11 protein-coding genes are annotated in these 14,573 nt (G+C 62.7%); 6 read left to right on the plus strand and 5 right to left on the minus strand.

From position 1 onward, the window contains the following. The 5 genes from CAPSK01_RS05955 to CAPSK01_RS22075 form a co-directional block, all read left to right on the plus strand. The coding region (locus CAPSK01_RS05955) for a response regulator (RefSeq protein WP_273703179.1) at positions 1 to 584 on the plus strand (584 nt) is incomplete at its 5' end. A gap of 76 nt (positions 585 to 660) precedes the next feature. Further along, positions 661 to 1,083, plus strand: coding sequence for a thioredoxin family protein (locus CAPSK01_RS05960; RefSeq protein ID WP_034923675.1), 423 nt, complete (start codon positions 661 to 663; stop codon positions 1,081 to 1,083). Positions 1,084 to 1,285: 202 nt separating this feature from the next. Then, positions 1,286 to 7,306 carry a DUF4011 domain-containing protein gene (locus CAPSK01_RS05965; RefSeq protein ID WP_273703180.1) on the plus strand — a complete coding sequence of 2,007 codons (6,021 nt, stop codon included), beginning with the start codon at positions 1,286 to 1,288 and terminating at the stop codon, positions 7,304 to 7,306. A 66-nt stretch (positions 7,307 to 7,372) separates the two neighbouring features. Continuing rightward, positions 7,373 to 8,326: a hypothetical protein gene (locus CAPSK01_RS05970; RefSeq protein WP_034923679.1), complete on the plus strand. Its 954-nt coding sequence runs from the start codon at positions 7,373 to 7,375 to the stop codon at positions 8,324 to 8,326. Positions 8,327 to 8,490: 164 nt separating this feature from the next. Then, positions 8,491 to 9,459, plus strand: coding sequence for a ParB/Srx family N-terminal domain-containing protein (locus CAPSK01_RS22075; protein WP_273703181.1), 969 nt, complete (start codon positions 8,491 to 8,493; stop codon positions 9,457 to 9,459). 322 nt (positions 9,460 to 9,781) lie between these two features. Here CAPSK01_RS22075 and CAPSK01_RS22080 read toward each other — a convergent pair whose 3' ends face one another. The 3 genes from CAPSK01_RS22080 to CAPSK01_RS05990 all read right to left on the minus strand — a co-directional run bounded on the left by CAPSK01_RS22080 (position 9,782) and on the right by CAPSK01_RS05990 (position 13,217). Next, a complete protein-coding gene (locus tag CAPSK01_RS22080) occupies positions 9,782 to 9,913 on the minus strand; it encodes a hypothetical protein (protein ID WP_273703182.1) in 132 nt (43 codons plus the stop codon). An 869-nt stretch (positions 9,914 to 10,782) separates the two neighbouring features. Next, the gene (gene recG, locus CAPSK01_RS05985) at positions 10,783 to 12,834 is read right to left on the minus strand and encodes an ATP-dependent DNA helicase RecG (protein ID WP_273703183.1); all 2,052 of its coding nucleotides are present in this window, start codon (positions 12,832 to 12,834) and stop codon (positions 10,783 to 10,785) included. Beyond that, complete coding sequence (locus CAPSK01_RS05990; protein ID WP_034923684.1) at positions 12,834 to 13,217, minus strand: RidA family protein; 384 nt, start codon at positions 13,215 to 13,217, stop codon at positions 12,834 to 12,836. Before CAPSK01_RS05990 ends, recG begins: the two co-directional genes overlap by 1 nt. A 46-nt stretch (positions 13,218 to 13,263) precedes the next feature. Here CAPSK01_RS05990 and CAPSK01_RS05995 point away from each other — a divergent pair, with 46 nt between their 5' ends. Beyond that, positions 13,264 to 13,620 (plus strand): tetratricopeptide repeat protein, encoded by a 357-nt coding sequence (locus tag CAPSK01_RS05995; protein WP_034923685.1) that lies wholly within the window; start codon positions 13,264 to 13,266, stop codon positions 13,618 to 13,620. Here CAPSK01_RS05995 and CAPSK01_RS06000 read toward each other — a convergent pair. Continuing rightward, positions 13,607 to 14,161, minus strand: coding sequence for an SPOR domain-containing protein (locus CAPSK01_RS06000; RefSeq protein WP_034923688.1), 555 nt, complete (start codon positions 14,159 to 14,161; stop codon positions 13,607 to 13,609). The two genes, CAPSK01_RS05995 and CAPSK01_RS06000, sit on opposite strands and share 14 nt — an antisense overlap. A gap of 136 nt (positions 14,162 to 14,297) precedes the next feature. After that, the coding region (locus tag CAPSK01_RS06005) for a DUF2802 domain-containing protein (RefSeq protein ID WP_273703184.1) at positions 14,298 to 14,573 on the minus strand (276 nt) is incomplete at its 5' end.

A 14,573-nucleotide genomic window follows, 5' to 3' on the forward strand; every position in this document is an offset into this window, starting at 1 on the left:
AGGCCGAACGTCAGGCTGCCGAAGCTGCTGCCCGCCGCGAGGCCGACCGCCTGGCCATAGAACAAGCCCTTCGCCAGGAAGAGAACGAACGCCAAGCCGTTGAGGCTGCGATCGAGCGCGAAACCCAACGTCAGGCTGCCGAGGAAGCCCAGCGTCGGACCCTGGCGGCCTCGGCCGCAGCACGTGTGCCGAAGATTAAGACCGAGGAACAAACCGTGGTGATGATTGCCGACGACTCGAAGGTGGTCCGGGTCAAGACCAGCCGCCTGCTCACCGCACACCGATATCAGGTCCTGATGGCCGAGGACGGTCTGGACGCGGCGCGACAAATCGAGGTATCGACACCCGATGTGCTGGTCACCGATGAGGACATGCCGGGAATGAATGGACTGCAATTGGCACGCCAGTTGCGTGCCAATCCTCGCACCGCTCACCTGCCGATCATTCTGGTCACCTCCGACAACGAACAGCTACGTGCCAATGCGGCTGCCGCCGGAGTCAATGTGGTGCTCGGCAAGCCATACCCCGAAGAACAACTCATCGGCCACATTCAACAACTCCTGCGGAACCAGGCTGACGCTTGAAGACGGCCGGACAACAGCGACGTGATCGAAGTCCGCGACCTGGAGCCGCCGGAAGAGCGAGGACGTCATCGAAGTGATGCATCACCCGATATTCCCGAACAGCGCCGCAGGCGCCGTTGCGGAATTCCTGGTCGTCTGCCTGTGTGCCGAATGGTGCGGTGTTTGCCGGGAATACCGCAGCGGTTTCCAGGAAACTGCCGAGCAGTTTCCTGCAGCAAGTTTTTACTGGCTCGATATCGAGGTGCACGCAGACGACCTGGGTGACCTGGAGGTGGAAAACTTCCCAACACTGCTCATCAAGCGTCAGGAATGGGTGCTCTTCTACGCCAGCATGCTCCCTTCTCCGAGTCACCTGCAACGCATCCTGAAGACCTTCCTGCAACAAAGCGCAGACGAGAGTCGTGCATACGCGCACGCCAATGTGGAACGGCGCTGCTGGCAAGAAAATGAAGACCTGCAGCGGCTTGGCCCCGACCAGCTGGCGAGAATCTGCGGATAGGCCGCCTGCCTGGCATGGCTACCCGAATCCACGACTCAACGAAACATTGAAAACATGTCCACCCTTGCCTTGGGTCTTGCTATTCTCCTGCAGACCGTCCGCCCCCCGAGTGATTTCCAGACTATGCGCAGGAGCGAGATTGACGCGACCCCTCCCGAAGTGACGGGTGTCGGACCCGTTTCACTGCCGCTGTGACGAGGCGATGGATCAAGGCCAGCCGGGCAAGCAGCAGTTGACGCCTCTGCGCATTGACGCTGAGCTGATCGCGAAGCTGAATCTCGCAGACTTTGAAAACGCGGTGCCGATGCTCCGCGAACTGAGTATCGTCAACGACACCGATGAGGCACTCGAAAGTCTGGAACTTTGCATCGAATCGACGCCGGCATTCCTGCAAACGAAGGTTTGGCAGATCGAAGCGCTCGGAGCAGGCCAACACTACCGTATCAGCGATGTCGATGTGCGGCTCGATGCGGCGCTGCTGGGCCGCCTGACCGAGGCCGAAACGGCGACTGCCTCCATCGTCCTGCGTCGCCGTGGCGATACCGCCTGCGAACTGGCGCGACTCGAACGCTGCGTGCAGCTCCTGCCTCGCAACCAGTGGGGCGGGCTGTCACAACTCCCGGACATGGTCGCCGCTTTCGTGCAACCCAATGACCCGGCCGTCGAGCGCCTGCTCAAGCAGGCCGCCGAGGTGCTGCGCAGGAACGGCCGGAGCCCGGCGCTGAATGGCTACCAGGGCGGTCCCCGGCGTGCCTGGGAAATCGGCTCCGGCATCTGGAGTGCCGTCGCCGCCATGGGGCTCGACTACGCGCTGCCACCGGCGAGTTTCGAACACAGTGGCCAGAAGGTGCGCGGACCGACCCAGCTTGCCGAACAGGGGCTCGCGACCTGCCTGGACCTAGCGCTGCTGTTCTCCTCGGCGATCGAGCAGGCCGGTCTGAATCCGCTGCTGGTGTTCACCAAGGAGCACGCCTTCGCCGGCGTCTGGCTCAAGCCCGAAGAGTTTTCGAGCAGCGTCGTCGACGACGTCTCGGCCCTGCGCAAACGTGTCAAGCTCAAGGAATTGCTGCTTTTCGAATCCACGCTGGTGACGCAGCGGCCGGCGCCGGCGTTTTCTTATGCCGTCCAGTGCGGCGAGCAGAACATCTTCGAGGAGGACGTCTTCGAACTCGCGGTCGACATCCGGCGCGCCCGCCTACAGCGGATCAAGCCACTGGCGAGTGTCGACCGGCCCAGCACCGCGACCATCGGCGAGCCACCAGCGACACTCGAACCGGCATTTACCGAAGCGCCCGAACTGCCGGACGAAGATATTTCCGGAGAAGCGGACCCGGCGACGCTCAAGCCCGCGGATCGCCTCGCGCGCTGGCAGCGCAAACTGCTCGACCTGTCGCTGCGCAACAAGCTGCTGAATTTCCGCAGCAGCAAACAGGCGCTGACGCTCGAGGCTCCCGACGCCGCTGCGCTTGAAGATCGGCTATCGGAGATGCTGCCCTTGAAGCTGCTGCCCCAGCCCGAGCTCATGAACGGTACCGACCCTCGCAATCTGGCCATCCACGAAGCGCGCGAGCGCGAAGATCTGCGCCGCCAGCATGCCCTTGACGCTCTGCAACGCCGGGAGATCTTTATCGCGATCACGGACGATGAACTCGACAGCCGCCTGGTCGATCTCTATCGCACGGCTCGCAACACGCTCCAGGAGGGCGGCGCGAACACCCTCTTCCTCGCACTCGGTTTCCTTTGCTGGAGCCGCGACGAAAAAGGCGAACAGCGGATCGGGCAACGCTACCGCGCACCACTGTTGCTGGTGCCAGTAACCTTGAACCGCCGCAGTGTCCGCTCGGGTTTCACCCTGACCCTGCATGACGACGAACCGCGCTTCAACCCGACGCTGATCGAGATGCTGCGCCAGGATTTCAAACTCAGTCTCGGGGTTGCCGACGGCGAACTGCCCAGGGATCAAGGTGGCCTCGACGTCGCGGCGATCTGGCGATCGGTGTCGCAGGCGATCAAGGACATCAAGGGCTGGGAAGTCAGCGAAGAAGTCGTGCTGTCGATGTTCTCATTCGCCAAGCATCTGATGTGGAAAGACCTCAGCGAGCGCACCGAGCAATTACGCGACAATCCCGTTGTCCGTCATCTGATCGACACGCCGCGCGAGAGCTATCCCGCGCAACTGGCTTTTCCCGATCGCACCCGGCTGGACCGCGAGTTCGCGCCGGAGCAGACCTTCTGCCCGCTGGCCGCGGATTCATCGCAACTTTCCGCGATCATCGCCGCCGTGCGCGGCAAGGACTTCGTCCTCATCGGACCGCCGGGAACCGGCAAGAGCCAGACCATCGCCAACCTCATCGCGCAGTGCCTGGCCGAGGGCAAGCGGGTACTCTTCGTCTCCGAAAAGATGGCGGCGCTCGATATGGTCTACCGGCGCCTGCGCGAAGTCGGTCTCGGTGAATTCTGCCTCGAACTGCATTCCAGCAAAGCCAGAAAGCTCGACGTCCTGGCGCAGTTGCAGGCAGCCTGGACGGCGCGAGGCGGCATCGATGCCGACGCCTGGCGCGTCGAAGCGCAGCGCCTGCAAGATTTGCGCGACCAGCTCAACGTCTATGTCGAACGTCTGCATCTGCAACACCCGAATGGCATGACGATTTACCGGGCCATCGGGCGCGTGCTCCAGGGTGAGGGCGGCGAGACGGCCAGCAAGGTGCCGGTGCTGACCCTGTCGTGGCACAGCGCCGATGCTCACGATGCGGCCGCGATGACCGCGATGCGCGAGCTTACCGACCGCCTGCAAGTCAATGCACAGGCAGTCGGCCAGACGGATCTCGGGAACGGCCCGCTGGCGGTGGTCGGACACGCCGACTGGTCACCCAGCTGGCAACAAACTTTCATCGAGAGCGTGCGCGATGCCCAGCGTGCACTGCAGGTTCTGCAGAACGCCGCGGAGCACTTCTGTCATGTCAGCGGACTGCCGCGCACGCCACTTGACCGTCGTCGGCGTAGTGCCCTCGGCATCCTCGCAAGAATCCTGCCGCAGGCCGCAGGCCACGACTGGCGATTCGTCCTGCGTACCGACACTGCAAGCATTGTCGAACGTTTGCAGGCTGCTCGGGATTTGCTTACCAGACACCGCGAAATGAGCGGCGAAATTTCGCCGCCCTGGCCGGAGGCCGTGGTCAGTGCCTGTTGGCGTGGACTGGCCTTGCTGCAGCAGCGCCGCGAGATCTTCGCGCAGATCGGTGAGCCCTGGTCGGCAGCGGTCATCGAGGATCTACAGCAGGGCCTGCGACTCCTCACCGAGATTCGCCGCCTGAGCGGACAGTTGTCGGTGGTGTACAACCCGCAGGTCGAACAGTTGAACGTGGCCCAACTCCAGCGTGACTGGGTAAAGGCCGAACAGGCCATGTGGCCGATGTCCTGGCTGGCCAAACGCCGGCTTCGCGCGACGCTGCAGACCGTCCTGGCCGATACCGGCGAGCCGGAGATTGCCGGCGACCTACTGGCGCTCGCCAGGATCCGATCGCTGCGCGCGCAGGTACAGACGCTGGCGATCAGCGACGCAACCGACGGCGTCTGGGCCGGCCTCGGAACGCGGCCAGAACATGCCGAGTGCGCGCTCCACTTCCAGCAAGCGCTGCGAGCCCTGCACATCGAGCAGCCCTGCAGCAGGGTTGATCGCTTCCCGGCAGTCGCCGACGGTCACTGTGGCAACCGCCTGGCTCGGCAGTTGCAACAGCTCTACCGCTTGCAGGCACTCGATGCCGAGCTGCAGACGCTGGACCCTCTCGGTTCGCCCACCGAGCACCTCTGGGCCGGTCTTGGTACCCGTCCGGAACTCCTCACCGCAGCGCTCCACTTCCAGAGTGCACTGCAGGCGATTCGTGAGTCCGGCCAACTCGCCGGCGCGCACGCCAGCGTGGCGCGTGGCCACTGCGGAACCACCTTGGCGGCAGACCATCACTGGCTACAGCAACGCGCCCGCGTCGAAGAACAGCTCGACCATTACGAAGACCTTCGCGAAGTCGGTGCCGGCCTCTGGTGTGGTCTGCAGACCCGCATCGACCAGCTCGACCAGGCGCTGAAGTTTCAGGTATCGGTCGCAGCGACAATCGCCAAACTCGCCGACTCACCCGATGAGGTCACCGCCGTCAAGGTGTCGCTGCAACGTCTCCTTGGCGACAACGGCGCTTGTCTCGATCCCGCTGGTCCGCTTGCCGGCGCTGCCGACGCATACCTTGACGCCTGCGGTGCGCTGCCGCCGGTAATCAATCGTCTCTGTGCGACCGGCAGCTTTTCGGAAGAGGCTCGTGACGCGTTTGCGGATATCCCGCTCGATCAGCTGGATCAGCGCTGCACCGCGATTCTCCGCTCGGCAAACCGGCTGCATGCCTGGTGTGCCTGGCGCAAGGTCGGTAAACAGGCACAGGATCTCGGCTTGGCGCCGCTGGTCACGGCGATCGAGAAAGGAGAAATCGCGCCGGGCACGCTACGCCATGCTTTCGAGATCAACTACAGCCGCTGGTGGTTGAACGCCGTGGTTGATGAGGAACCGATCATCCGCGGCTTCGTCGCCGCCGAACACGAGCAGCGCATCAACGATTTCCGCGCTCTCGACGAGCGCTTTACCGAACTCACGCGGGCACGCGTTCGCGCCGGGCTGTGCGCCGCACTGCCGACGCAGGACGGGGGAACCCGCAGCTCCGAATGGGGAATCCTGCGCCACGAGATCCACAAGAAGAAGCGGCATCTGCCGCTGCGCGAGCTGATCCGGCGCATCCCGACAGCGCTGACGCAACTGACGCCGTGCCTGCTGATGAGCCCGCTGTCGATTGCCCAGTACCTGACTACCGATGCCAGCACCTTTGATCTTGTGGTCTTCGACGAAGCCTCGCAGATCCCGGTCTGGGATGCCATCGGTGCGATCGCGCGTGGCCGCCAAGTGGTCATGGTCGGCGACCCACGGCAGTTGCCGCCGACCAACTTCTTCGACCGCGCCGAATCGGAATTCGACGAAGAAGATGTCGAAGCCGACCTCGAAAGTATTCTCGATGAATGCATCGGTGCCAACCTGCCGACAATGAACCTGGCCTGGCATTACCGCAGCCGCCACGAGAGCCTGATCGCCTTCTCGAACCACCGCTACTACGGCGGCTCGCTGGTAACCTTCCCTTCGCCGGTCACTACCGACCACGCGGTGAGTTTTCATCACGTAGATCAGGGCGTCTACGAGAGAGGCAGCGCGCGCATCAACAAGCCCGAAGCGAAAGCACTGGTTGCCGATCTGGTCGAACGTCTGAAGTCCCCCGGTTTCCGGGAATCACGGCTGACCATCGGGGTCGTTACTTTTAATGCCGAGCAACAGGCGTTGATCGAGGATCTGCTCGACGAAGAGCGGCGTCGCGATCCGTCGATCGAGCCACACTTCGCCGACGCGGAACTGGAACCGGTCTTCGTCAAGAACCTCGAAAGCGTCCAGGGCGACGAGCGCGACATCGTCTACTTCTCGATCACTTATGGCCCCGACCACACGGGCGTCGTGTCGATGAACTTCGGCCCGATGAACCGCGCTGGCGGCGAGCGGCGGCTCAACGTTGCCATTACCCGCGCCCGTCATGAACTGCGAATCTTTTCGAGCCTCAGGGCAGAACAGATGAACCTTGCCCGCACGCAGGCCATCGGTGTTCGCGATCTCAAGCACTTCCTCGATTTCGCCGAACGCGGCGTGCCGGCGCTGGCCACGGCCAATACTGGCAGCCTCGGCGGTTTTGAAAGCCCGTTCGAGGAAGCCGTCGCTGCCGCACTCACCCACCAGGGTTGGGAATTGCACACCCAGGTCGGCGCCTCGTCCTTCCGCGTCGATCTGGCGGTCGTCCATCCCGATGCCCAGGGCGTCTACCTGAGCGGTATCGAATGCGACGGCGCCACCTATCACCGCGCAGCGACCGCGCGCGACCGCGACAAGCTGCGCGAACAGGTGTTGCGTGGCCTCGGCTGGGAAATTTTGCGTGTCTGGTCGACCGACTGGTGGATCGATGCCGCCGGCACGCTCGAAAAAATCGACACCGACTTGCGCAGGCTACTTGAAAAGAGCCGCCGCCGGCGCACCGCGGAGGCCGCAGCCGCCAACCCTGCTGCGTCGACTGCTGCGGTCAGCGGAGACGCCGCTGCCGACGTGCGGCTGGAATCCGTAGCCAGCGATCAGAATCGTTGTTCCGCAGCATGAAGAATCTCAACAAACCATCTGGCACAATATTTGCTTCGGTCAAGCACTTACTTTGAAAGGCACACGATGGAAATTTCTTCTTCGGCAGCCGCGACAAGATCGGCATCGACAGCCACCGCGACACCCAACAAACCGACCAATGCGGCAAATTTTGCCGAATCTCTCGCGAATGCGGTCAAATTGACCGGCAACCTGGCAGCCGGCTTCGTTTCCGGACGTCTTGGGGTCGACCTGAATTCCGACGGTATTCCGTTGCGAATGGTTTACCTCGATCAGGAAGGGAACCGATTGACGACCTCGGCCTTCTGCGCAGAGAGTATCCTGCGCAACACGCAGCAGCTTGGAATCAGCCTGAACGATCTCAAGGGACTGGGCACCCAACTCGATGCCGCTGGCGTTGGCTACAAGCCCTATGAGCTTTACAGAGGAACCGGTTCGGACCATGGGATCGATTTCGATGACCTGATTGCCGGTGGATTGGGAACCGCCTACGACTGGACCCGGGACGCCAACGTGGCGGCCAAAGGTCCTGGCGCCATCAGGAGACTCGAAGAGGCAGCCGCCCTGGCGCAGTCCCTTCAGCTCGTGGCGCACACCGACGTGACACAAAACAAGGGGATCGACCCGACCCGCTTCGCAACACAAGCGGCCACAGGAGAATCACCTCGCCACTACGTGATGTTCAATGGCAGGGTCGCCGCCTGGTATGGCAGCAGCGAACAGGCTGAACAGGCCAGTCATCTCTATGGCGGTAGCGTCACCGACCTTGCTCCCCGGGCCAGCTCGACTGCCGTCGGCATCAAGGCCAGCAATTCCAGTTCCGGCGCCAGTCCTGTCAACAGCGACGGAGCCACGCAAGCAACGACATCATCACGCGCACGTGCAGCATCCTGGAATGGCCAACTGCAAGCCTTGCTCGATGTCATCCATGCGAGCATTGTACCCACCTACGCCAATCCGCTAGGAAAAGTGCTTGATGGCTGGCCAGTCGATTGGTCTGCCGGAGCCCGAAAAACCTAAGATGATCTCCTGAACGGCCGACCGATGTTATCTGCAGGCAAGTCTTGGCTGCTCACCCACCGGCTGAGAATTGACTTCGCCGACCATGCCGCGGATACTGCGCGCGGGCGGCTGCAATGCCTACGGTGATTTGTTTCCCATTGGTTTAACAGAGGAGGAACGAGATGCGCACAGTCACGATCATGCTTTCAGGATTGCTGGTGCTTGGCCTGGCCGGAACCGCTGAAGCCAAAAAAGGCAAGGACCAGGGGGATGCGGCCATCCCGCAATGCGGCAAGAATACCAGGGTCGCCCGGCCTAATGACGAAGGGATCATCACGCTCAAGGAAAAGAAGAAAAGAGGGTGCATCATCGACGTCAAGGCACTCCATCCGACACAATCGGCAGTGGGAATGGACGCGGTCGAATGCAAGGCGGAAAAGATATCGAGCAAAGCCAAGGCAGGAAAACTCGACGACTATCTGCTGGCCGACAACCGCTGGGTTCCCATGGTGCGAGGGCCGGGTGGCGTCTTCTACCTGACCGACCACCATCATCTCTCCACCGCCGTCTGGAATGCCGACATCAAGGACAAGGACAAGAAGGTCTATGCGTTCCTGATCGCCGACTGGTCGAACATGAAAGAAGACGCCTTCTGGCAGGCGATGATCAAACAGCACGATACCTGGCTGAAGGATCCGGCCGGCAGTGACATCACGCCCAGCCAGCTTCCCAAGAGCATCAGTGCCTTGCAGGACGACCCGCTGCGGACCCTTTCGGCCTGGGTGCGTGGAAGCTGTGGCTACGTCAAATGCGATCCTCCGGGAGCCGCCAAGGATGACGACGAACTGAGTTGTGCGGACAAGTTTCCGAACGTGACCTGCGCCGACGCCTATTTCCTCGAGTTCAAGTGGGGCGCCTACCTGGGCAGCGTCCAGGAGGTCAAGGAGGCTCTGGCGGGAGAGGCATCGTGCTCGCAACAAACCCCCCTGAACACGCAGTGTCTCGACAATCAGTATGACAAGCTCAGCAAGGCGCTGCCTGCGGCAATGAATGCGGCGGCAGCCCCCGCGGCGCAAAAGGCGGTAGGCGACGGCGCTGGCTACAATCCTGCTGTACAGACCGGCATTGCGCAACCCAAACACTGCAAGTAGCCACCACCACAGTCCGGGCGTGACTGCGCAGCAGCAGGCACGCCCGTCGCCACCGCCGGGATGGCGAACCGGTACTGGAGAACGTCGAGGTCCCACTGGACCGGAAAGGACTCCAGTCATGACCGCCCATGTGAAGGTTACGCCAACGATTTCGCAGGATCGGCGGTCACATCAGGGCCGTTCGCGAATCGACACGGCAACGACTTCCAGCAGACAGTCACTTGAGAATCACGCGGGCATTTAGCGTCAGCAGTCGCGGCAAAGGCCGCCTTCTGCGCGGACACGACGGAGTTCTTCCTCGCTGACCAGCGTGCGTTCCCGCTCAGGACACATCATCTCTTGGCGGCTTGCGCCATGCCTGAGCGACGGCCTCCTGCAACAGTTTGGCAACCACGACGCTCCTGTCCTCATGGGCGAACTTCCGGAGGAAGTCGTCCTGGATGTTGTGGGTCATGCTGAAACTCAGCCAGGAAATTTCAACCACGATTACCCGTGCAGGATTCTGTGGGTCGGGCACCGCAGGTGCGGCAAGGGCTTCTTTTCGACACCCACGATGGATGGGCTGGAGCAGTGCGGCGGAAAGTCAATAAATATCCATAATTGGGCTCAAGTTTGTTCTGCCGGGCGCCGTAATGAAGATTAACTGTCTTTCCGGCAGTATTTACCAGCAACCTCCTAGAAGCCGGACTGACAGCACCCCCCTTCACTATTTTTACCAATTTCTGCCGCACTGCAGGTCGTTTGTCCAGGGAAGTGCATCGGTTCCCGCCCTGCGGCGCGCCCCATTGAATACAGGAGAAAGCTTCCCGATGGTAAATCCCATTGTTCCGGTCGGTGAAACCTTCCACCACGTCATTCACGTCAATGCCTCGGGCCAGGTCTCGGCGACCGCCCAGTCGCTCTCGCAATCGTCCAGCGACCAGGCGGCTTCAGGCGACCCGCGTCACCAGCGGGGCACCGGCCAACCACGACTTCAAACGTTTCCGAGGAGGACTCCGGCCATGACCCAGGTCACCCCACCCGGCCAGCGACAGCGAGCATATCGTCAGCAAACGCTCCTGCCTCGTTATCGACGAAATCAGATGGTCATCCGAGGAGGAAGGGAAATGTTCACGATGCATCGGATTCACATGAAGATCGAGTTTGCCATCCTGCTGATGCTTGAAATGCATGATGGTTTTCCCCCGGCAAGAACCGGTAACGGTTTTCGCCCCTGCCGATCCGATGAGGTCCAGAGGCAATCCGGACCACGCCCTCTATCGCCGGCCTGTTTCCTCGGCAATTCGGACAATCTTCCCCGGCGCGCGCGCGTCTGGACACGAGTCACGCTTTCAACAACTCCTCCCGATTCCCCAGCCAGCGCCGCAAATGCCGCTTGGCGCGATCGGGATCAGCGTGCAACAAGTGGACGGCCAGGGTTTGCGCCAGTTCGACGAGATCGGCATCCCCTTCGAGGTCGGCATAACGGAGCAGCGGCACGCCCGACTGGCGGCTTCCGACGAACTCGCCAGGACCGCGTAGAAGCAGATCCTGACGAGCAATTTCGAAGCCATCGGTGTTTTCGAAAATGATCTTCAGGCGTGCCCGTGCGGTCGGCGACAAGGGCTGCTGATAGAGCAGCACACAGACCGAATCGTGGCTGCCGCGGCCGACACGGCCGCGTAACTGGTGGAGTTGCGAAAGTCCGAAGCGTTCGGCGTGTTCGATGACCATCAATGTGGCGTTGGCGACATCGACGCCGACTTCGATGACGGTGGTCGCCACCAGGACGTCGATTTCACCGGCAGCGAAGGCAGCCATCACCGCCGCCTTTTCATCACCGCGCAGACGGCCATGCACGAGACCGATGCGCAGATCGGGAAGTTCGGCGCTGAGCACGGCACAGGTTTCCAGCGCTGCCTGCAACTCCAGCTTCGCCGATTCCTCGACCAGCGGACAGACCCAGTAAGCCTGGCGTCCGCCGGCAACAACCGCGCGCACCGCGGCGATGACCTGCTCCCGGCGGCTGTCGGAAAACAGTCGCGTCCTGATCGGTGACCGTCCCGGCGGCATTTCATCAATCACCGAAACGTCAAGGTCGGCGTAGTAGCTCATCGCCAGCGTGCGCGGAATCGGCGTCGCAGACATCATCAACTGGTGCGGGTTGCCGCCCTTGCGACGCAACTCGAGCCGCTGCACGACGCCGAAGCGGTGCTGCTCGTCTACGATGGCGAGACCGAGACGGGCAAAATCGATGCTCTCCTGAATCAGCGCATGTGTTCCGACGATCAGCTGCGCGGTCGTCGCGGCCTGTAACTGTTTGGCTTGCTTGACGCTCTTCCTGAGACTGCCCGTCAGCCAGACCACTTCGACACCCAGGGGTTCGAGCCAGGCCTGCAGCTTCAGAAAATGTTGCTCGGCGAGGATTTCGGTTGGCGCCATGAACGCTGCCTGATAACCCGCCTCGATGGCCTGACAGGCCGCCAGCGCCGCAACGATGGTCTTGCCACAGCCGACATCACCCTGCAACAGACGCTGCATCGGGTAAGGCGCGGCAAGGTCGCCGGCAATCTCGGCTACGACACGCCGTTGCGCCCCGGTCAGCGCGAAGGGCAAGGAAGCCTCGAAACGGCGGCCAAGCCGGCCGGCGCCAGCCAGCACCGGCGCACCCTTGCGCCGGCGCGCCAGGTAGGCACGGCGCAGCGAAAGCTGCTGCGCCAGCAGTTCATCAAACTTGATTCGCCGCCAGGCGGGATGACTGCAGGTCTGCAGCGCCGCTTCCGAGGCCTCGGGCGGCGGCGCGTGCAACAGGGTCACGGCGGTGCCAAAGGGTAGCAGTGAATGACGGTTGCACCAGTCGGGGTCGAGCAATTCGGCGAGGTCGGCGTTGTGCAGCGCGCGCGCGATGAGCCGGCGCAGGCTGGCCTGCGACAACCCGGCAGTGGTGGGATAGACGGGGGTCAGGGAGTCGGGCAGCTTCTCGTCATCGGCGAGGATGCGGTAACGTGGATGCACCATCTCGGGACCCAGGAAACCGGCGCGAATTTCGCCGAAAAGGCGCAGCTTGTAGCCGCATTTGCGCGCGTTTTCCAGCGCCCGCTGCTGGCTGCCGTAGAAGCTCAGGAACCGCAGATCGAGGACGCTGCCGTCAGCATTCGCATCGCTGACCCGGACCAGCAATTGGCGACGCGGCGCCGGCCGGACCGAAAGATCGATGATCCGGACCTCGACCTGCACCGGCACACCGCAGGGGGCCTCGGCGATGGCGGTGACGCGCGTTTCATCCTCGTAGCGCAGGGGAAGATGCAGGACGAGATCGTCGCGCCGATGCAGACCCAGCTTTTGCAGCCGGCTCCGGATGACTGGCGGCGCATCGATGGCGTCCGCGGTCGGCATCAGTCGTCGATCACCATCACCGCGTCCGCTTCAACCAGCGCGCCGCGCGGCAGGGAGGCCACGCCGACCGCGGCACGAGCCGGGAACGGCTCGGAAAAATAGCAGCCCATCACCGAGTTGACGGTCGCGAAATGCGCCAGGTCGGTGAGAAAAACGTTGAGCTTGACGACATCGGCCAGCGAGCCGCCAGCTGCTTCCGCCACGGCCTTGAGGTTGTCGAAAACACGCACGATCTGCGCGTCGATCCCGTCGACCATCTGCATGCTGGCCGGGTCAAGTCCGATCTGGCCGGAGAGATAGACGGTACTGCCGACCTTGACCGCCTGCGAGTAGGTCCCTATCGCCGCAGGCGCATGTGGGGTTGAAATGATCGTTCTGGCCATGGTGCTGTCCTCTCTCTACAATGGGGGCTTGAAAAGGGGGATATCAATGACGACGGTGCTGATCGCCAATCTCGAAAAACTGCTCGGCGGCCCGCGTGACGGCGCCGTACTACGTTATTCGCTGGGCAACGAGTATCTCAAGACCGGCCACTTTGAACAAGCGGCAATCCACCTGCGCGCGGCAGTCGAGAGCAACCCCCAGTATTCGGCGGCGTGGAAGCTCCTCGGGAAGGCACTGAGCGAGGGCGGTCGCCCGGCCGAAGCCCTCGCTGCCTATGAACAGGGGATCGTCATTGCCGAAAGCCGGGGGGACATTCAGGCGGCCAGGGAGATGACCGTTTTTGCCCGGCGCCTGCGTCGCCAACTGCCCGCGTCGGAGAACGGCTCCATCAAGGCCTGCTGACCTTGCCGACCGTGATCAGTCCGTCGATCCCGAGTCCCTTGATCTTCTGGCGCGCCACCTCGGCCTCGGCGCGCGTCCTGAAAGGGCCAAGCTGCAGACGCACCTCGATACTTGCAGGGATGCCTTCTGCAACAAACCTTGCCTGCATCGCTTCGGCTTGACGCACATCCGGCACGATCCCGGATTGCACGACAATTCCCGCCAGCAGGCGTGGCATCGGCGTAGCGAGCGGCTCGACCGGCGGTGCGCCTGCTTTTGCAGCCGCCGCGGCGTTGCCCGGAGAGATCTCAGGCGACGACGGTTCCACCGGCAGCCACTTCTCAAGCGCGGCACCACTGGCCTGCGGCCCCGCCGCGAGAGGCTCGAGCGGCGGCTTTTCGGCAGGCGATGGCCTGGTGTCGACAGAAGGTGGCGGTTTTCTGACCGGTACCGGCTGCGTGAACTGCGGACCCGCAGCCATCTCTTCCTCCTGCGAGCTCAGGTAATCCAGCACGATCAGCATCACCAGCGCGGCTACGATCAAGAGCGCGGCAACGGCCATTTGCCGCCACAGTTGGCGCTTCAGATCGGCTTGCCCCCCTAACCACCCAGGCGTGACAGCGGCAGGCGCAGCCAGGGCGGGAGATGCGGGCGACAAATTGTTTGCCGGTCGCTTCGCCATTTCCCGGGCTCCGCGGCTAAACACCCTCGTAGCGGTTGCGCGCCAGCGCCACCACCAGATCCGCCTCGGCACGAGCGATCCCGCAATGATGGGCGATGGTGGTCGCGTCATGCCCCTGGATCGCCATCTGCATCGCATCGTTGTAAAGCGGTGCGGCCGCTGGCGCCGACCCGGTCGATTGCCTGCTCTGTTGCCGAAAGTCCTCGCGCGCGGCCAACACTTCAGTGCGCAACTCGTCCACCTCGCAGCGCAACTGATAGACTTCGCGCTGCAAGGAATCGATCCACGCTTG

Origin of the sequence: Candidatus Accumulibacter vicinus, from assembly GCF_000584955.1 — a bacterium.
GTDB classification, from domain to species: Bacteria; Pseudomonadota; Gammaproteobacteria; order Burkholderiales; family Rhodocyclaceae; genus Accumulibacter; species Accumulibacter vicinus.